At 65.0% G+C, this 19,131-nt stretch carries 19 protein-coding genes; 4 read left to right on the forward strand and 15 right to left on the reverse strand.

From position 1 onward, the window contains the following. The first annotated feature begins 56 nt into the window (after positions 1 to 56). The 3 genes from JNUCC0626_RS24560 to JNUCC0626_RS24570 all read left to right on the forward strand — a co-directional run bounded on the left by JNUCC0626_RS24560 (position 57) and on the right by JNUCC0626_RS24570 (position 1,730). On the forward strand, positions 57 to 212 hold the full coding sequence (locus JNUCC0626_RS24560; RefSeq protein WP_394613117.1) for a hypothetical protein: 156 nt from the start codon (positions 57 to 59) through the stop codon (positions 210 to 212). 132 nt (positions 213 to 344) lie between these two features. Continuing rightward, a complete protein-coding gene (locus JNUCC0626_RS24565) occupies positions 345 to 944 on the forward strand; it encodes a hypothetical protein (RefSeq protein WP_394613118.1) in 600 nt (199 codons plus the stop codon). A gap of 66 nt (positions 945 to 1,010) precedes the next feature. Then, positions 1,011 to 1,730, forward strand: a complete 720-nt coding sequence (locus JNUCC0626_RS24570) for a hypothetical protein (RefSeq protein WP_394613119.1) — start codon at positions 1,011 to 1,013, stop codon at positions 1,728 to 1,730. A gap of 11 nt (positions 1,731 to 1,741) precedes the next feature. Here JNUCC0626_RS24570 and JNUCC0626_RS24575 read toward each other — a convergent pair whose 3' ends face one another. The 12 genes from JNUCC0626_RS24575 to JNUCC0626_RS24630 form a co-directional block, all read right to left on the reverse strand. Then, positions 1,742 to 2,080, reverse strand: coding sequence for a hypothetical protein (locus tag JNUCC0626_RS24575; protein WP_394613120.1), 339 nt, complete (start codon positions 2,078 to 2,080; stop codon positions 1,742 to 1,744). Beyond that, on the reverse strand, positions 2,077 to 2,340 hold the full coding sequence (locus tag JNUCC0626_RS24580; RefSeq protein WP_394613121.1) for a hypothetical protein: 264 nt from the start codon (positions 2,338 to 2,340) through the stop codon (positions 2,077 to 2,079). Before JNUCC0626_RS24580 ends, JNUCC0626_RS24575 begins: the two co-directional genes overlap by 4 nt. 64 nt (positions 2,341 to 2,404) lie before the next feature. Beyond that, entirely contained in the window at positions 2,405 to 3,604 is a 1,200-nt protein-coding gene (locus JNUCC0626_RS24585) for a helix-turn-helix domain-containing protein (RefSeq protein ID WP_394613122.1), read from the reverse strand. A 181-nt stretch (positions 3,605 to 3,785) separates the two neighbouring features. After that, positions 3,786 to 5,885 (reverse strand): NACHT domain-containing protein, encoded by a 2,100-nt coding sequence (locus JNUCC0626_RS24590; RefSeq protein WP_394613123.1) that lies wholly within the window; start codon positions 5,883 to 5,885, stop codon positions 3,786 to 3,788. A 206-nt stretch (positions 5,886 to 6,091) separates the two neighbouring features. Continuing rightward, the gene (locus tag JNUCC0626_RS24595) at positions 6,092 to 7,081 is read right to left on the reverse strand and encodes a tyrosine-type recombinase/integrase (RefSeq protein WP_394613124.1); all 990 of its coding nucleotides are present in this window, start codon (positions 7,079 to 7,081) and stop codon (positions 6,092 to 6,094) included. Between the two features lie 21 nt (positions 7,082 to 7,102). After that, positions 7,103 to 8,440: a pentapeptide repeat-containing protein gene (locus tag JNUCC0626_RS24600; RefSeq protein WP_394613125.1), complete on the reverse strand. Its 1,338-nt coding sequence runs from the start codon at positions 8,438 to 8,440 to the stop codon at positions 7,103 to 7,105. A gap of 521 nt (positions 8,441 to 8,961) precedes the next feature. Next, positions 8,962 to 9,741, reverse strand: coding sequence for a hypothetical protein (locus JNUCC0626_RS24605; protein ID WP_394613126.1), 780 nt, complete (start codon positions 9,739 to 9,741; stop codon positions 8,962 to 8,964). Next, entirely contained in the window at positions 9,738 to 9,869 is a 132-nt protein-coding gene (locus tag JNUCC0626_RS24610) for a hypothetical protein (protein ID WP_394613127.1), read from the reverse strand. The genes JNUCC0626_RS24605 and JNUCC0626_RS24610 overlap by 4 nt, the downstream gene beginning before the upstream one ends. Then, the gene (locus JNUCC0626_RS24615; RefSeq protein ID WP_394613128.1) at positions 9,866 to 11,095 is read right to left on the reverse strand and encodes a hypothetical protein; all 1,230 of its coding nucleotides are present in this window, start codon (positions 11,093 to 11,095) and stop codon (positions 9,866 to 9,868) included. Before JNUCC0626_RS24615 ends, JNUCC0626_RS24610 begins: the two co-directional genes overlap by 4 nt. Continuing rightward, on the reverse strand, positions 11,092 to 11,880 hold the full coding sequence (locus JNUCC0626_RS24620; protein WP_394613129.1) for a phage antirepressor KilAC domain-containing protein: 789 nt from the start codon (positions 11,878 to 11,880) through the stop codon (positions 11,092 to 11,094). Before JNUCC0626_RS24620 ends, JNUCC0626_RS24615 begins: the two co-directional genes overlap by 4 nt. After that, a complete protein-coding gene (locus JNUCC0626_RS24625; protein WP_394613130.1) occupies positions 11,877 to 12,113 on the reverse strand; it encodes a hypothetical protein in 237 nt (78 codons plus the stop codon). The genes JNUCC0626_RS24620 and JNUCC0626_RS24625 overlap by 4 nt, the downstream gene beginning before the upstream one ends. 376 nt (positions 12,114 to 12,489) lie before the next feature. Continuing rightward, positions 12,490 to 13,941, reverse strand: coding sequence for a recombinase family protein (locus JNUCC0626_RS24630; RefSeq protein WP_394613131.1), 1,452 nt, complete (start codon positions 13,939 to 13,941; stop codon positions 12,490 to 12,492). Between the two features lie 134 nt (positions 13,942 to 14,075). Between JNUCC0626_RS24630 and JNUCC0626_RS24635 the strand changes: the two genes are divergently transcribed. Continuing rightward, entirely contained in the window at positions 14,076 to 15,695 is a 1,620-nt protein-coding gene (locus JNUCC0626_RS24635; protein ID WP_394613132.1) for a recombinase family protein, read from the forward strand. 252 nt (positions 15,696 to 15,947) lie between these two features. Here JNUCC0626_RS24635 and JNUCC0626_RS24640 read toward each other — a convergent pair whose 3' ends face one another. The 3 genes from JNUCC0626_RS24640 to JNUCC0626_RS24650 are packed head-to-tail and all read right to left on the reverse strand — an operon-like array spanning position 15,948 to position 18,947. Next, a complete protein-coding gene (locus JNUCC0626_RS24640; RefSeq protein WP_394613133.1) occupies positions 15,948 to 18,302 on the reverse strand; it encodes a hypothetical protein in 2,355 nt (784 codons plus the stop codon). Further along, positions 18,268 to 18,606 carry a hypothetical protein gene (locus JNUCC0626_RS24645; protein WP_394613134.1) on the reverse strand — a complete coding sequence of 113 codons (339 nt, stop codon included), beginning with the start codon at positions 18,604 to 18,606 and terminating at the stop codon, positions 18,268 to 18,270. Before JNUCC0626_RS24645 ends, JNUCC0626_RS24640 begins: the two co-directional genes overlap by 35 nt. Continuing rightward, entirely contained in the window at positions 18,603 to 18,947 is a 345-nt protein-coding gene (locus JNUCC0626_RS24650; protein WP_394613135.1) for a WhiB family transcriptional regulator, read from the reverse strand. The genes JNUCC0626_RS24645 and JNUCC0626_RS24650 overlap by 4 nt, the downstream gene beginning before the upstream one ends. Between the last annotated feature and the right edge of the window lie 184 nt (positions 18,948 to 19,131).

Raw genomic sequence — 19,131 nt, forward strand, 5'->3', positions numbered from 1 at the left:
GCTTTGTTCCAACCCCTCGGCACACCGCCGAGGCCGGCCAAACCAGAGAGGACCCCATGCCCACCATCAACAGCTCCCGCGAGTTCCGTCCCGGACGCTGGCTCGTGCTTGTCGCCGCTGCGTGCTTCGCGGCCTACCTGTTCGGGGCGAACTCGGCGACGCCCACCGACTCGGCTCGTACCTCGGCCCCGGCGGCGAGCTGCCCGAGCTGACGACTCACCACGACACGAGGCCGCCCTGGCGCGTTGCAGGGCGGCCTCGTCGTGTTCGCAGCCTTAACCTTCTGTCCCTATCTACATGCCGAGCCGACTCGGCAGAACGGGGGCGGGGTGGAGGTCGGAGATGTGGCCGCCTGGGTTGCGGCCGGTATCGCGATCATCGCGGCAGCGATCGCCATGAGCAACGCGAACTCCGCCAAAACACAGGCCGGGGCCGCGCTCAAGCAGGCCTTCGAAGCAAAGAAGGCCCGTGAGGCCGCCGAAGCGCAGGTGGTCGAGGCGCAGAAGGCTGCTTCAGCCGCGGAGCAGCAGGTCGAAATCATGCGGCAGACGCAGGCCGACGAGAACGCTGACCGGCACGAGCGAGGCGGCCCAGAGTTTGAAGTCGTTGAGGGAAAACGTGCGAAGAACTCCAGGGTCGTCAAGGTCACGATGCTGTCCGGTCCGGCGGTCGTGTGGGCAACGCCGAGCTGGACCGTCGACTCTTCGCATCCTGAGACAACCGCCGAGCACCTAGGCGGAATCCAATCTGGACAGTACGAAGCACAGCGCCTGGTCAAGAACACCAGCTTTGATATTGAGCTGGGCGGTACCCCAACGACGAGGACACCCATCGTGGTCGAGGTCCACTTGCACTGCACCGATGACAACGTCCCTGGCAAGACCTGGGATCGCGTCTACTCCGTAACTCTCAAACGCCCCCAGAGTGGTGGATCAGTTTGGTAGCAGCCGCCGTAACCTGCTCGCCCACAAGAAGAAGCACCGAGCCGACTCGGTGAGATCGGAGGATCAGTGGGCGCAACGGAGTGGATCGCAATTGCGGCGGCCGTGATCGCACTTGTGGCCGCCGCGTTTTCGGCAGGGTCCATGATCGCGGCGATCCGCCAGGCAGGTGAAGCGCGCGAGTCCCGACACGCCGCGCAGGCTCAGGCGGCGGCTGCCAAGGACTCGGCGGAGATCGCAGAGTCAGGTGTCACACAGTCGCGGCGCAGCGCGCAGGCCGCCGAGGAGAGCGCGGCCGAGGCACGCAAGGCCAACGAGTATGCGAGTGAGCAACTGGCGCTTGCACGCGCTGATCGAGAGGACCGGGAACACCAGGGGCAGCGTGCCATCGTGATCGAGGTGTTGCGCACCGGTCGGCGCTACGCGAACTCGTTGGAGATGATGATCACCGTCATGGGCGCTATGCCGGGTTACATCGAACTAACCCAGATGGAAAGTTGGAACACCTTCACCGACGCTGGGTCCGCCTACGACAAGGCTCGACTGGAGGCGCGGTACGCGGTCAAGGCGTCAGACATCGCCGATGTGGTTCGAAACCTGGAGACTGTCGGCTCGATGCTGACCGAGCGGACAACCAAGCTGATCCGGAGCAAGCGCGACGCGCGCGGTCACGCCCCGCTTGAAGACATCTTGCTTGCGCTGGAAATCCCCCGCGTCATCAGCGACCGGCTGGACCGGCTGGAAGAACTGGCAAATCAGCACTTCGGTCAGTCCGGCGAGAAGGCCTAGCGGTCGACGTATCAAGCAGGTCCCCTCCCCTTGGCCAACCGCGGAGCCAGGCGATCATCGGGGGTCGGGAGCAACAGAAGTTCGTTTACAACCACCGCCAGGGAGTCGGTGAGTTCCCAGACGATCGCGTTGTCCCGGTCCACGCGGATACCAAGCGCGTCGCCCTCATCGTGAAACCGGATCGAGTCGACCCAGCCGCCCGGCCACCGGTGAAAACCGTCCAGGAACGCCTGTCCCTCTTGGTAGGGCAGGAACCTCCACCCGCCGCCCTTCAGGTCGAGCAACGGCCGCACCACCGGGAACAGTCCGACAGCGGCGGCCTCGGGAGACCCCGGCACGATCAGCGTCATGCGGCACGCTCGCTAATGGAACCGCGTTCGGCGGCCGGGTCGGGGTCGCCGACCGCCGTGCGCGGAGTAGGGAGAAGTGGCAGCGAGTCCGCGCCGCAGCGCTGGCGCAGCTCGGTGACACTCACACTGCCCGCCAGGTCGACACGCACACGAGCGACCTGGCGACGGCGTTGCTGTTCGAGACGAACGTGATGGCCCACCCAGACGATCGTCACCAACGCCACGACCCCGAGCAGGCACACGATGATCAAAGTGCCCATGCCGACGACGCTACGAATGAAGCAAGTGGATCTTTTGCCTGCGTGGCAACCTCGCCCAACCGGGCTACACGGGCAGACCAGCCCGGAACGCCATGCCCCGAAGCTCCCGCCCGACCGCGTCGCGCTTCGCCTTCACCAGCAGCTCGGCGATGATTGACCTCATGAACGGGTGCCTGTGGATACGCGCGGGCGAGATCTGCTCGGCTCGGCGCAGCATCAGCACGGCATCGTCCTGTCGGCGCGGTAGTCGCGCGAGTGCCCGCCCGAAATCGCGGTAGTACGCGGCTTGCCGAGTCGGCGACGGCAGGGCGGCCGGGTCGATTGCGGTCGCGATCCGCGCTGCCTCGGCGTGGTCGCCCGCCTCCAGCGCAACTGACATCCTCCACACGTTGACGTTCGAGACGCCAAAGCCGAGCCACAGCGGGTCGCCGTCGCCGTTGACGGCGGTGGCGAGGCCCGCGGCTTCCTCCAGCGCGGCGGCTTGGCCAACGCGGTCACCACTCGCGGCCGACACGAGGGACATCGTGAGCGTGAGCATCCCCCTCGCCGACAACTCCGCCGTCGTGGTTGTGCCAACTGCTTGCCTCGTCAGCGTCTCGGCGGCCATGTCGAACGCCCCGGCCCCCATCAGGCCGAAAGCTGTGCCGAACGCGCTGATTGCGTGCGTCACGGGGTCGTCCAGCCGCTCGGCTGCCTGCTGCGCGAGCGTCGCGGCCTGCCACGCGAGGTCCATGCTCGCACCGATGTCGGTCAGCCACGCCATCGTGCCCTGGACGTGGAGGAGCGCGAGAAGTCGAAGGACATGTGCGACATCTCGACCAGCGTCGAGGGTGGTGTGCAGGTCACGGATCAGGCCGGGGAGTTGCTGGCCGACCTCGGCGAAGCGGCACGCCCGCTGGGCGTCCAGCAGCACACCGACGCGAGCCTCCAGCAGTTCGGCCGGCATAACCTCGCCGCGTGGCTGCCTCATGCTCACCGCGAGCAGCGCCAGGCGGACCCCGTTCAGCGAACCGTCTTCCTCCAACTCCCCGGCGAACACGACGGCGGCCCCAGTGATTTCGCTGGGCGCAACCTCCAGAGCGTTGGCAAGGGAGACGATCAGAGAGCGACGGTCGAGGGCACGCTCGCCCGACTCCAGCCTGGACAGATACGAGGTCGAGATCCCCGCGAGGCCCGCGACAACCGCCAGCGACTTGCGGCGGGCGTGGCGGATCTGCCGCAGCCTGCGGCCCATCTCGCTCGTGGCGTCAGCCTGGTCAGCCACAACGGCACCCTTCCGCGCCTTCTACCCCGGATGTGGCACGTCAGCGATCCAACATCTCCAGGGTAGCCGGGGCTGCCTGGCACATCATCGGTGCGCAGCCCACCGGGACCGGAAGGCCTACGGGTGGGACGACGTGGCGACGGTCCAGCTCGGCGGGTAGGCGCTCACTCGCCTTCGACGACTAGCCACTGACCGGTACTGATTGAGGGTGGCGTGCCAGGTGGTCCTGGAGTTCGCGGTGACGGAACTGGTAGCCGATGCCTGCCTGCCGGATCAGCCCGACCTGGTAGCACCAGTGCAGGAACCGCCCAAGCCGCCAAGGCAGCCCTGGGGTCCCGAACCACCCGCGTGTGAACAGCAGCAGCGCCAGATAATGGATTCCGACCTGCCCAAACCTGATCCCCAGCATCACCCCGCTTGCGAGCCCGGCCAAGAGCCCACCCGCGAGCCAGAACCCGAGCCCGGCCATGAGCCCGCTCGTGAATCCAAGCGCAAGCCCTGTCGCGAGGTCATGTTTAATGATCTCGCGGGGATCCCAGATCACAGACGCAGCGTCGTGCTCCTGCGGGTTCTCGGTCTTGTCGCTCAGCCCGATCACGAGCCCAAGTGCAAGCCCGAGCATCAACCAGAACACGAGCCCGTACCTGAGCCCGAATATGAGCTCGACCGCGGGCTTGAGCGTGAGCATGGTCATGAGCCCGAACGCGAGTCCGACCAGAAGACTCCGGCGGCCCTTCTGGGTGCGGAGATGGCGTGTGTCGACGCGGAGGCGGCCTGTGTGGATGCGAGTCGACTCAGGCCAGATACTGCCCCAAACGAAATCGTTCCAGAGGCAACCACCAAGCGCGGCACAAGCGAACCCGAAGATCAGGACCCTCCCAGGTTCTATCTCGTTGTGGATCAGCAGAACGACAGCAGCGATGAGCCAGGTCAGAGCGGTTACTGCCAGGACGATGCCGCGAACGCGGTTGACGCCGCCGAGTGGCCACAGTTGGTGCAGTACAAGCTCGGTGCCGGACAGGGGTCCGCCGCCAAAGATGCGGCCGATGGTGGCGTTGTGGTGCAGGTAGCCGGCCAAAACCGCGAGCCACTGATGGGCCTGCTCTGCGGAGTAGGGCGTCTGTTTGTCGGACTGCACGGAGTGAGCAGTGGTGGCGGCGATGAAGTGCGCAAGCAGGTGCTCACGAACCGCGTGGTTACCGGAGGCGGCCACGCGGATCAAGGTCGCGGGGTCGCGGGTATAGCTGTTGTCGGGATTGCGCTGCTCGTAAACAACAGTGGCCAGCGACAGCCGCCATGGAGTGGACAGTCCTACGGCGAGTGGACCGCCGGGGTGGTCATCGATGGTGGACAAGACCGTCCGCCATCGGGCGGGGTTGTCCACTCGGGACTGGATGAACGCTCGGGCTTTGACAGCGTCGACGGCGTCGATGGCGACTAGGGCGGCGTCGTGGGTCCACACGTCGGCGCCAGTGAGTGCCTGGTAGTGGCCCGTCCGACAGGTCAGTACCAGCGGTGCCGCATGTCGCCCGTGTTGATAAGTGTTTAGCGCCCGCACCACGTCTGCGGCATGGGAATCATGGCCTGGGGTGTCCTCAGCGTCTACCTCGTCGAGGCCATCGATGACCGGGAGGATGAGGCCAGCATTGACGAGGGCTTGCGCGGTGCGTGAGTCCTGTTGGTATGCGGCCACCAGGTGCTGGACCAGCCAGTCACTTAATGGGTGACTTGTGTCCCAGATAGTGGCCGGAATCCGCACAGGTACCGGCTGCGCGGGCTCGCGGGTCTCCAGCAGTCCCAGCAACAGTTCCAGCGCGAGCACAGTCTTACCCGCTCCAGGAGCCCCGGTGATTACCAGGCGCTGCGGACGCAGCGCCTGGTAATAGTCCACCACTTGGGTGAGTTGGCCTTTCGCCTGGGCGTGCTGTGCAGGGTGAGCAGGGGCCGGGCGGAACGCGAAGTCCACATCGATCGTGCGGTTCTTGTTACCAAGCAGCTGTGTCCGTGCCCGGCTTTCCCTGGACCGCACGTCGTCTGCCAACCGAGCGGCCACCTCCATCACCGGCACCGGCGCTATCCGCGCTATCCGCGCTATCCGGACCGCGTGTCGTCCAGCCCACAACGCCGCTGCCAGAGCCAGCAGTGCCACTACCGCCGACACTGGGTCCACATCGCCGACTTTCGCCCCCGGCACCAGCCGCAGTCCCACCACGACTGCCACGACCAGGCACACGCCGCAGCCAAACCCGTACAACCACCCCGAACTGCCGCCCTTGGTCATAGCCTCTCCACCGCCGCCACTACATCACCCTTTAAGCCATGAACATCAGTTCATCGGCTCTTGCGGCTCCGGCATTGCACCGGCTTCGCACATGCACCCGATCTGCCTAGCGGCAGCACGCCCATCCGTCGCCGCGCGCAAGCCATCGGCCGGACAGGACAACTCTTCTGCGATCAGGTCGATCTTGCGTAGCCGAGGCCAAGGTCCTACAACCCGATGCCGGCCACCGCGTTGTCCGCCCACTGGTCCACGGTGCGCATGTAGTCGTAGAGCACCGGCGAGTTGGGGGCGTGGCCTGTGTGCTGGCTGATCGTCTTGGCGTCGTGTCCTGCTCGCCGCGCCTCCGTGGCCAGGCCCGCGCGGGCGGAGTGGCCGGTAAACCGGACGGTGACGCCCGCCCGCTCTCCCGCCGTGGTGATGATGGTCCCGATGGACTGGGCGGCCAGGCCGCCGAGGATGCGCCCGTGCCGGTCGATGCGCCGGAAAGCCGCACCCTCGGTGATGCCAGACGCTGCGAGCCATGTGCGCCAAGCCCGGACAGGACAGGTGCTCTCGTGCGAGCCGTACGGGACGGCTACGGTGCGCCCGCCGGACTTGCCGAACCGGATGGTGATCACCAGGCCCTCCGCGGCTTCCACCACGTCGGAAACCATCAGGGCGGCCACCTCGGAGCGACGGCCCGCGACAGAGAACGCGATCAGCACCACGGCCCGATCCCGGATCTGGGAAAGGGTCTCGAGGCACGCGGCGTTGATGGCGCGCAGGTGCTTGACCTCCATCGCCGGAGCCTTGCCCCGGCCGCGCGTCTCCCCTGCCTCGGCGAGCCGACGCCGGTAGCCGTTCAGGGCCGCCCTGGCGGCCTCAGTGGCGGCCTTGGGCGGCTCCGCGCCACGCTGACGGAGACCGACGACGGCACCGGCCACACGGCGGTCCACTGTCGCAGGAGCGGCCTCTTGGCGCTCCAGCCACACGACGAAGCCGACGAGCGCCCCAGCGGTCGCGGAGTCCTCCGGGATGCCCAGGGCGGTGACGTAACGAGTCCAGACCCTCCAGTCGCCTTCGTACGCGCGCTGGGTGTTCGCGGGCCGCTGGGTTCGGACGTACTCCTGGGCCGCCGTTTCGAGCGCGGCGAGGCGCTCCTCCGGGGTGGCAGGGAGGGCGTCAACGAGGGCGACCTGGACCAGATCCTGACTCACGATATGGCAACTTATCATGAGTCAGAACACGTGAGGCACGTGGGGCTCCTGCCCCTCCTCCCGCTCTCCGCGCTCTCCAGGATGCTGCTCGTTCGATGGAGCAGCGGGCAGCTTGATTCGCACCAGTCGACGCCATAGCCCTTCCAGGCCGTCCTCCTCATCCAGGAAGGATCGCGTGGTCCACCCCTCAGGCCAGGTACACACACCATCGACCGAACCACTGAGAAGCGCACCCGTGAAGTCCGGATCGAGACCACCTGCGCATTCCGCTTCCTCGAAGTTCACGACCCCCATGAAGTGCACAGCAGCAAAAGAAACTAGCTCCTTAAGCACAACACGGTTAAACCACGTGTCACCGCCGAATTTCGAGCCACTAAAGGAGACTCCGTCGCGATACTCGGCTTGCATCATGGCGTTGCCACCGAAAGTCACGTCATGAAAGGCAGCGCGACGTTCGAAAACGACGCCCTGAAACCAAGCGTCCGAAATGAACTTGGACTCATCAAAGTCAGATTGCCAGTCAAAAGACGAACGGTTGAACCATGCACCTCCATCGAAGACAGCTTCACGAAATGACACTTCCCGCACGAACACAGTGAACTGAAATTGAGTATCGCCATAGAATCTGGCGCCATCGAACCAGGCCGTATTAATGCGACAATAGTCCATGTTGAAGTTAACAAGGATGGCATCTTGAAGATCGAGATAGAGATCGCCATCCCAGTAACTCGGACCGCTCGGACCAGCGGCAGCACCGTCACGACGCAGTTCGGGCCGAAGGTGGTCAGCAAGGATTCGCTGTGCAGCGATTCTAACTTCCCCTTCCTGGAACCCTTCTTTTTCGCCCTCTCCAACAAGCGATTTAGCCAAAGTTGGATCGGCTTCCGAAGGTGCATTCATTCTGCGAACCACCGAATCGGGCGGATTATAGGGCATGCGAAGGTATGCGCATATCAGGTTAATCACGGTCTGTCGATGCTCTACATTCCCATCAGCCAACCTTTCGAGCGCATACAAACCACCAAGCCTTACGGCGGCTTTATCTGACCCCAGCTGCTCAACCGCTTTTATGTAGAGCTCCGTTAGGCGGCGCTCAGCGGCGTCGTACTTGGTATCGACGGCGGCTTTCTGCTGAACAGCCAAAGTTAGCTCCGCAGAGCGCTGACGCCGAGCGGCCAGCAACAATGCCGCTGCGCCCCCAGTCCCCACCATCAACGTTGCCGCAGTCCGGATTGCATCCAATCGTTCGGCTGGAGCAGTTCCAGAGAAGTTCACGAGAAGTAATGCCGCCGCGATGACCCCCGCGCCTAACAACACAATCGCGCCAAACACGATCGCCCGAGGCGTGAGCGCTCGCATCCGCTCCAACTCGACTTCGGGGGCAGGCTCGGACGCACTGACTGCGCGGCGGGAACGGAGCACACCAACTACGGCCGCTGCTCCGAGGAGAAGCGCCGCAAAGGGCAGGGCCCACCAGCGGCTCAACCATCCCCAAAGGGTCGGCCACCACGACCGAGCCGCCCACGCCGCCAAGCCCAATCCTGCTGCACTCAGACACCAAACCAGCACCCCCAGCCCACGCTGGCTGTCGGCGGACCTCCAGGCCTTGTAGAGCCCGACTTTTCTACTCGCTGGGGCAGCATCGCCGGTTGAAGGCGTCGCAACATCCGTCACCTCCACAGCATCGCGCGATCATCGACCGCGTTACCTGCTCTGGAGATGAGCGAACCCGACCTTCATGAGGCCTGACCAACTCCGTCGGTTCCATAGGGTCTACCGCCTCCGCTCTGTCCCAAGGGGGTACCCCTCGGGGGTATCGGCTGTGGAATCCCCCTGGGCGGGGTGCCTTTCGGGTGCGCTGCCCCTGTGGCCGGCCGGAGTCAGAGGCCCGGTCTGCTGTAGCTGAAGGCGGAGCGCAACTGGATGACGATGTCTCCCGGCCCGCCGGTCTTGCGGGCGAACACGTCCACGGTCATCTCCACGGCGTCCCGGATGCCGCCGTCCGCGCCGAGGTCCGCGGTGAGGGTGAAGCCGCCAGCCCCGGTGTACTCGAACGGCGGAGTGGTGACGACTTCCCCGTTGTCGCCGGTGACGCGCATGTAGATCAGGCCGGACTCGTTGTTGAACGAGGTCCCAAAGCCCTGGCATTCGACGTGCCGCCCCATGACGGCGGAGCGGCCGGTGAAGATGAGCCGGTCCGTGGTCTGGTTGGTCTGGATGTAGCCGCCCTGGTCTGCGCGGAACAGCATGATCGGCAGGGTCGGGAAGCCCAGGCCGCCGTGGTCGCCCTCGTGCAGGAGAGGGCGACCGTCCGCGTCGTCCATGAAGATGCGCTGACGCAACGGACGGCCTTCCTCCGGGTGAGGGTCGAACATGGCGAACGCCGTCTTCTGCTGGGGGTCGTCACGCACCAGCGAAATGCCGCGCTGGGGAGCGCCCCCACGGTTCGGGTCGCCAGGGAAGAACTCGCCGAACCACGCGAACTCCCCGCCGTATGCGCCCTTCCAGCGAGCGAGCCCTCCGTCCGCCTTGGCGTTCTTCAGCGGATTGGAGCGGAGGATCTGGTCCGCGATCCGCTTGGTGTCAGCCAGGATCGCGGTCGCGGACGGCGGAGTCGGGGTGAAGTACGCCTGGTCCATCGGGGTCTTGGACGTGGTCATGCTGGAGCCTCCATCGCATCGAGGTGGGCGGGCAGGTACAGACGCCGCAACTCGGCGAGCGCTGTCCCCTTGCCGCTGAACGAGTTCGAGTGCAGGACACGCAGGGTGGTTTGCCTTGATCCGGTCACGCGGCGACCCCCGCGCTGGCAGGTACGGGGAGCCTCGTCCTCTTGCGGTTCTTCCGTCCGGCCCTGCGGACGCCATTGGACCGCCGCATGGGGATGACCACCTCGGCCGTCCTGGTCTCTTCCGAGGCCCTGGACTGCTCGCTGGCGACCTTGGGCGGCTTGGCCACCCTGAGCGCCCATGCCTCACGTTCGCGGGCGTGCTGGGCCTTCTGAGCCTCGGCCTTGCCGCTGACTCCCATGACCTCGGCCAGGGCTTCCAGGTCGACCTCGACCCTCACCCAGGCTCCTCCCTCCACCTGGGCCGCGAGACCTTCCTCCTTGAGCCTGCCCAGCCACTTGAACACGGTCCTGCGTGCCAGCTCCGTAGAATCCACCAGCTCGGTGGCCTTCATCGGGCTCGTGACGGACAGGTGGTCGTAGAGCACGGCGGCGCTCCTGCCCAACGACCGGAACACGTCGGTGGACGCCATCGAGTGCACAGACGAGACACAGTCCTCCCCCAGGTCCCTCCTCCGGAGGGGTGTCTCATCCGTGCACTGGGTCTGGAGAGAGGAGATCGAGGGTGCCGACGTTGCGTTTCCCGTCGATGACCTGCGAGAAGGGGTGTGCACGCGGTAGGTGGTGGCGAGTGCACGGTGGCTGGGGGTGTGCACGGTGAGCCATCCCCGCGAGACGAGGGACTCCAGAGCCCGGCGGGAGGTCTCCACGCTCTGGCCAGTGCCCTCCGCGATCGTCCTCAGGGCCAGCGGGAGGACCAAGCGCCCCTGCCTCGTGGCCTTCTTCAGGATGAACTTCAGGACCTCGCGGTCTCGGACCCTGTTGCGGCCCTCCAGCACGGTCGAAGACAGCTCGGCACGGATCAGCCCCAGTTCCTGGCGGGCCTCCGAGGCGGAGATCACCGGGGGCGAGTCAGCCACGAAGGCGGACGCCTTCTCCCAGAGCTTCAGCAACTCGGCCCCGTCGCTGACGAGCTTCAACCTCATGCCGCATTCGGGCTGGGACCACTCCGTGTGGAACTTGGCCCAGGTCCAGCCCTTGTTCAGCGCAGAGGTCATCACCGCCAGAACAGCGGCCTCGGGACGCGGGTACTTCCCCTTGGTCCCGGTGCGAAGGATCTTCGACATGAGGCCCGTCAGCGGACGGGAGGCCGTAGAATTGCCCTGTTCGTTCGGGTTCTTGGAGGCCGCTCCGTCACCAGCGGGGCGGCCTTCCCCATGTGCGGTCACCGGTCTTCCCAGTGCCGCTCGACCAGGCGCGCGATGTACTCCAGGCCCTTGGGCGTGACGTACGGCGTCTTGCTGCTAACGGTCTGGCCGTGGCGCTGGTACGTGGTCACCTTGACCACGAAGCGCCCCAGGTTCACGTGCGGCTGGTACGGGGAGTTGTGGGACGGGCCGCCCTCGATCAGCACGCGCTGGGACCGCAGGAACCTGAACAGGACGTTCTGGCCCAGGCCCGGGATGCCGAGCGCCTTGGCCACGTCCGCCACCTTGTAGAGCCCGTCCGCCTGGACGAACTGGTCGTGGAACTCCACGGCCGGGCGAGCGGCTTCCAGCTCCAGCGTCCTGGACTCCAGGGCTGCCCTGGTCGCTGCCTCGCGCTCCACCGTGGCGGCCAACTCCCTCAAGGCAGCCGGGTAGTCCAGCGGCATCGCGGGTGCGGCGTGGCCAACCGAGAAGGTCCCGTCCCGGCGGATGGAGGGCAGCACCACAGAGGTGACCCACTCCTGGAAGTCCTCGGCATCGGCGGTGTTGCTCCGCATGATCAGCCGGTAGAGCCCGGCCTCGGAGATCACCGAGCGGTGCGGGTTGCCGGGAATACCGTCGCGGAACACGACGCTATTCCGATGCCGTGCGGGGACGTGCTGCTCCACGGCCGCACGTCCGTTGACGTAGCCCAGCGCAGCGGCCACGTCCGAGGCGATGAACCAGGGCTCTCCGTCGATCATGACCGAGCGGACACAGTCGGCCTCGTCCCGGCAGAACTCCTGGACGACCAGAGCGGCGTTCACTCGGCACCGCCCGCGACCGGGGCGAGCAGCGCGGCCAGCTGGGTGCGCATCGCGGGCGTAAGCGGCGGCCAACTCTCCACCGTCTCCCGGATGCGCTCTGCCAGCACAGCGGCCTTCAGCTCGGCGCGGTACTGGATCTCCTCGTCACGCCGTCCACGGGTGACTGCCATCCCCACCTTGCCGCGCAGCCGCACGACTTCCGGCGCGATCTTCCGACTGACCTTCTCCGCCATTACCGCTCTCCATTGGTGCAAGCGCGACGCCGACCAATGTGCGGTTCTCCCTGTACGTTCCGGTCGTTCCAGCTGCCTCAGGGCGTCGCTTCCGAGGTGACACCACGATAACCCGTAACCGGATGGCGATCAAACTCGAACATGCCCCTGACCTGCGCTTATACCCCCCGCCGAGGGGGGTTGTTATCGCCTGAAAGCGCAGATCAAAGCGGAATCAGAGAGCTGGAAGAAAAAAGCAAAACCCCGCCGCGCTGACACGACGGGGGCGTTGCGACGGCGTTCAGGACTCGGTGCGCGGCAGCCCCAGAACGGTGTCCGGGTTGAATTTGCGCATCCCGGCCCACCATGTCCCCACCAGGGGAGCCGACGCGATTGATCAACTATCGACCTTCGAACGGCGTTCGATCGTCACGCGTTCCAGCACGGCCAGCAAGTGGTCTTCGCGATCGGCCCACCGGCTCAGGCGTCGAACAGAAGGACCCACCTCGATCTTCTCGAAGAGGGTCTTCACCACGGAGCGTTGTCCTGCAAGGGGAAGCGATCGCCAGCGCGGCGTACCGACCTCCACAGTGAACTGGCCGTTTCCCAGCAGTTCCAAGCCTGCGGCGCAGGCTGTCAGTTCAGCCACACGCCGCTGTGCAGCGTCCAACTGCGGCTGGACTGCACGCTCAAGCGACGCAAGCGCGGCAGCTGAAATACCTTCCGGCCCGGCGAACGATTCCCTGGCTTCCACGAGCCTGGCTTGGAGCCGTGCCACCTCGACCTGCGCCGCTGACGCTTCAGCATCGGCCGGCATGAAAAGGCCGCGGGCGTCAGGGAGCGCAAGACGTTCCAAGGTCATGCGGGTGATCAGCTCATCAAGGTGATTCACACGCACCGACACGCACCCGTCACTGTTGCAACGGTACCGCGCTGGGCGGTGTTCGCCGTCAGGCTGGGCGTTCAGAAAACCACCACACGGTGCCGCGGTGCCGATGTAGCTCAAGAGGTACCTATTTGAGGCAGGAGCGGCGGCCTTGCGGTTCGGCGCAGTGAGCACGGCCACTGCTCGACGAAACACCTCTTCGCCGACGATCGGATCCCAGTTGCCTTGGTGCAGCTCACCCAAGTGGGAGCGCAGGCCGATGTATCGAGGGTGCGTGGCGAACTGCTTAACGACCCGACTCGTCCACAAGCCGCCTCTGGGGCTGGGGACACCCCTGGCGTTCAGGTCGTTCACGATGTGCCTCAACGGCTCTTCACGCGCACAGCGCTCCACGATCTCGCGCACGATCGGCGCGCGGTCATCGGGAACGTCCACATAGACCTTGCGGTCATACGGGTCGTACTGCCGCGTATAGCCGTACCCGGCGCTGCCATGAGGTTTCCCAGCGAGAGCTGCGCCAGCCATGCCGCGACGAACCACCAGCGACTTCTGTTCTGAGTCGAAGCCCGCTTCCACGCCGTCGTCCATCAGCGTGCGCCAGTCGCGCGGCACGCGAGGATCGTAGGTGCGCCCGTGCGCGGTCGCGTGGATGAGGACCCCGCGCTCGCGGCACTGGTCCACGAACGCCGCCCAACTAGCGACCGTGCGGTCTCCTCGAGACAGGTCCCACATCACGACGATGTCGAGCTTTCCGGACGCCACATCCGCGCCCAGCTTCGCCCAGTCGTCACGAGTCTTCTTGCCGAAGCGCGACGCCGAAACGAGGTCCGAGTAACGAGCGGTCTCGCTCCAGTTGCGCTGAACGCACGCCGCCGCGTTGGACCGGTGCTGATCAGCGACGGACGCGGCGTTACCTGCGGACTGACGCCCATACAGGCCAGCACGAAGGTGCGGCGTGGTCATGAGTGTTACTGTAACCCCAGTAAGCAGTAGTCCAGGATCTCGCCGGGGTACCAGTTGTTCGTGACCTCGTGGTCGCACGACGTGGGTCAACCAACTACCTTGTAGATGGGCCCCTACCAGCGAGGATGCCGAACATGAGCGCACCGACCCCTCGGACACGCCGCCGGTTCAAGAAGCAGGCCAGCACCCGCCCGCCAGTCGTGCCGTTCACGCCGGACGACGATGCCGCACTGTGCTACCTCCGGCAATCGCACTACACGGACGAGAGCCTTTCCAGCGAGGTTCAGAACGTAGAGACCCACCGCTGGTCGAACGCGTACGGCATCCCGATTGTCGTGACCGTGGAAGACCTCCACGTGTCCGGAGACCTGGAGCCCCACAAGCGAGACGGCCTCAAGACCTGGTTGTCTGACGCACCACCGAGGCCGTGGAAGACGCTGGTTGTATCCAAGCTGGATCGACTGGTTCGCAACGTCATGGATGCGCTCACCTTGTTGGATTGGCTGAGGGCGCGCGGTAAGCGGCTGATCTGCATTGCCGAAGGTATCGACTCCAGCAATTCAATGTCAGACTTCCTGATCACACTCATTGCCGCGTTCGCCCGGATGGAACGTGAGCGAATGAGGGAGCGTTTCCGCGCGTCGAAAGCGGCACTCAAGGAGGCGGGTCGCTGGGGAGGAGAAGGCCATCTCTACGGCACCATGCCCGTGCAGCTTCCTAAGGGCGGCTGGATTCTTGGACTCGATCCCTACGCCGTCAAGATTCTTCACACGCTCTCCAAAATGGCGCGACAAGGGACGAACCTCACCGGACTTTGCGCATGGCTGAACAACAATGACGTTTCCACTCCACGAAACAGGCAGCTACAGCTTGGAGCAGAGCGACGCGGGGAAGATCCCGCCACGGTCGAACTGAAAGATAAGAAGTGGCGGGGCACTACACTCCGCCGACTACTGGATGACCCAGACCTAGTAGAATTCGGCATCTTTGAACCTGCCGAACAAGCTTCGATACACGCACAGCTCGAAGAAAAGGCACGACGCAAGAAGCGGGGAAGCAACCAGCCTTACCCGTACTCAGGAATCCTGGTGTGCCCGGATTGCCTCGAACCGCTGTGGCACCAAATCACTACACTCACGAAGACGCGCAAGGACGGACACAAAGCCGATTTCACCTACAGGTATTGGCGCTGCCCGACCTGCAAGAACGGGACAGGTCTACGAGCAGAGATTGTGGAACCCATTGCCGAGCAAGCGTTCTACAAGCTCTTCGCAATGGTCCCGGTTCGCGAGCGCATCGTCCTACCGCCAACCAACCATGCCAACGAAATTGCGAAGCTAGAGCGAGAGTACGGCAAACTCATGTCGGAAGTCGCCAAGGCCAAGTCACCGGTCGACAGGCGCCGAATTTCCGATGACGGAAACAAAATCTTGGATGACATCGACACTTTGAGGGATCTTCCCGCAGATCCCGGAGGAGTCCAGTGGGTTCCGACCGATCGAACCTGGCAACAGGAGCTTGCGGGAATGTCACCAGAAGACCGACGCCTCAGGTGGCTCGAACTGGGCTTTACATTTGCAGTACAGAAGCGGCACGACGGAACCTGGCTGGGTGGCTGGCGACTACCGGAAGGATGGCAAGAAGCAATGCCAGAGGTCGCTGAATGGCGCGAGCTAATCGACTCAACAGGGCAGATTGTGACAACGGACTTGCTCGACTGGCTGAACACGAAACCGGGCGACTCACGCGCCTAGCCACACAACGGGAGAGGCCCATCCGCACACAGTGCGGATGGGCCTCTTTCATATTTCGGGCAGCACTACCCGCAGGTTCACTCCCTGTTTGACTGCTCCGGAATCAGAGCCTCACAGACTTCACTCATCCTGGCAGCCAGTTGATCGATGTTCTCACCTTCAACGAAGACCCATAGTGCACCGTCCGGAGCCATCTTGAAAGTAACCGGAACGCGCCGCTCACCGTCCTCATGCAATGCGCTAGCGGTCGCGTCATTCATCGCACAGCCGCTCTCCCCCGCCCGCAGGGAGGGAGCCCTCGGACTGCTCACCTGACGCGGGATTCACGCCTGGCGCGTCGGCGCGCGCAGGCTGGACACTGCGCCTCCCCTGGGCGTGTTCGCGCAGGCCAGCGGAGGGAGCTACGGCCAGGGAGGGGGTAGGGAAAGTTCCCTGGCTCCCTGCTGCCTCCCTTGTGTCCATTGTGGTCTCGCCGCTGTCGCCGATGCGGACGCGGTGAGCAATCGCGTCCGCGACATCTTCAGACCGGATGACCATCGTTCCATCAGATTTCCGTGGCCGGATTCCGAACCCGAGAAGTGCTGCGCGGAGGTCTCGCGCTGTCCACGGTTCGTACTCTTTGGGGTTGAGTGCTGCGAGCCGTGAGAGGACAGTTTGAGTGCGGACACGGGGCTCTCCTTCAATTGCTGACTGTATGTCGGCAAGGTGGTCGATTGGTGCGGGGTTCCCAATTTCTTTCAAATTCACGCCGGCGGTTACCGGCAAAATTTCGAGATTTGCGATTGCTCGGGCAATGATGGGGGTGACGTCATCAATACCGTCCTCGAACGGTAGATAGAACGTGCGGACGAGTTCGAACGAGTTATGCGTGACACCTACCGCGACGCATGTCCCCCGGTCGGTGTGCATCCTCAGTTCGGTTGCCCGCACACCGGCGCGATACTTCCCGGATCCCAGCAGGCCATCGTTGGCGATGTGGTCAGCGACAGCGAACGCTGTGCCGCATGAGATGTTCCGCGTGATCTCCTTCGGGATGCTGTCCTTGGTCGGCGATTGGGTGGCGAACAGAACAACGATCGCGTACTTGCGGCCACGCTTGATGAGCTTGACGGCGAGTTCCGCCGCTCGCTTTCCATACTTGGGATGCTGGAACAGTTCGTGACACTCATCGATCGCCAGAAAGAGCGGATGCAGGCCCAATCGCGGGTTGTCGGCAAGCCTGCGCGATACCTTCGGTGGTCGGCCCGGCTGCTCTCCGAGAACCCGGCCGCGCCGCTCCATTTCAACGAGAAGGTCCTCCAGGGCCTGAACGGCATCGGCGGCAACTGAGTCGTCCATTCCCATCCGATAGCGACTCAGGCGCGGCGCCAGCGGATCGAAATCTGGGCTTTCGCCCATGACGAACGCCCACAGTTCTGCGGTCGGGTCCAATGCCGCGCCGACCATGAGCACGCGGAGAAGGTTCGTCTTTCCCTGCCCCGGTCGCCCACCGACTAGCCAGTTGCTTCCGATCAGTGGCGCGTTGATGACGAGTCCGCGTTGCGTCAAGCCGAACGGAACGCCTTCGAACACGTCGACCACGCCGTCGTGTAGTAGCGGCCAATCGCCAGCGCCGCCGGAAAGTGTGCCCTTGTCGGCAATCCACAGGTCGAGCACTCCGTCTTCCTCACCTGTGGTGGGCCACGTCTCCAATGACGCGCGTCCCAGGTTCGCCGCCAGAACCTTTCGCCGGTCGGAGACCATCTCGGCTGTGACTCCGAGCGGCAGGCGGATTTGTGCTTGTGTTCCGTCGCCGTCCTTTCGTGCCGCCACGGTGTAGACGAGTTCCCCGCCACCTTTGAGAAAGGCGTTCAGCGGGGCGATTCCCAGATGTGCCAGCGCGCGGGTAGTCATTCGTTCGTCCACCCAGGACCCGGCATCGTCGCGGTCCGGCCGAGTCAGCCAGCCCGCACCCGGTGTGCGGTCGCGGCCTTCCCACACGGCCGCGCCGACAAGCCCGACCGCAGTCACCGGGGGCACCCACGGCCACGCCGCCGACACAGCGGCCCTCAGAGCGTCCCTGACGGCGTAGACGGCCCGAAGCCACCCCGGCATAGCCGAGACGTCCAGAACGGCCTCTACGAGCGCCAGGAGGACGAGCAGCGCTGTGCAGGCCGCCGCGCCGACAAGCGTCCTGCGGAGGAAGATCCCGAGCTTGGCCCACCGTGCCCGTGCATCGGAGCGGATCAACTCCTGCGCCGTGCGCCGTGCCTGGGTGTCTCCGGCCAGCCTGGCGGCCCGTGCGTCGGCCCGGAGATCCGAGTACGACGCCCATCGCCAGCCCTTGGCGATCCACCGCCCTGTTCCCCTGGTCAGGAACCACAGCAGCCGGGCCACATCACGGGGTGCTGAACGGAGTCGATACAAGATCACCGACCGTGCTCGGGTCACCCCGTCCAGGTCGCCGATAGACCTCACCGCGGTCTTGATCATGAACGGCTTTTCCTGTTGCCGCACAACGATTTCATCGTCGTCCACGATCTGTCCATCTAGGACTTGAGAGACAAGTTCCTTGCCTGGGTTTTCAAGATCATCATCCACGCCGGCCCCGACCCCGAAGATGATCACTCGCCGCTGTCACGGTGAGCGCCCGCACGAGGACCCAGGACGCGAACAACGCGGGCACCAACAGAGCGGCCAGCCGTGCCCATCCCGACGCGTCAGGGTGCGTCAGAACGAGCCACTGAACGCCAGCGATGAGCCCCGCGCCGACAAGCACCCGGCCAGTCAGCGACAGCAGCCGCGCGCCACCACGGGCAGCCTCCGCCGCCTTGCGCGCCCGCCGCACCGACAACCGCCAGCAGACCCACAACACGAGCACCGCGACCAGACCGGCCAGCACGAGCGGAGCGGACACCTCGACCCCGGTCATGGCCGCTCACCCGACCCGGTGCCGCCGTCGCGGCGTTCCTCCCAGCACTCGAAGACCTCACGCCGGGCGTCTTCCGGCAGGGGACCCCACACGCCCGCAGGCTCGTGGCCACGAGCGCGGAAATCCCACTCCAGGCACTCACGCTGAACCGGGCAGTCCGCACACACCCGCGCGGCCAACTCCCGGTCAGCCCGGAACTCTCCAGTCCATTCCGGATACTCACCACTGGTCGACAACCACCCGCACAGGCCCCGATTGCGGACCTCGTGCACCAGCTGGTCATCCGGCAGCCCGGCGAACTCGTCAAGATCGGCGGCAACCCGCTCGTAGATCTCATTCATCGACGAACACCGCCCACCGATGCGTCCGCCAGGTATGCCACCGCGCAGGCCGGAATCCACACCTGGTCGCGCCGCCACACAACGGGGAGCGTGCCAACGCGGATCGCACGGCACACGCTGGCCACACTGCCGCCCGTCAACCAGGCGACTTGCTTAATCGACAGATACTCAGAACGCGAAAGAA

Source organism: Lentzea sp. JNUCC 0626 (genome assembly GCF_043632865.1).
GTDB lineage: Bacteria > Actinomycetota > Actinomycetes > Mycobacteriales > Pseudonocardiaceae > Lentzea.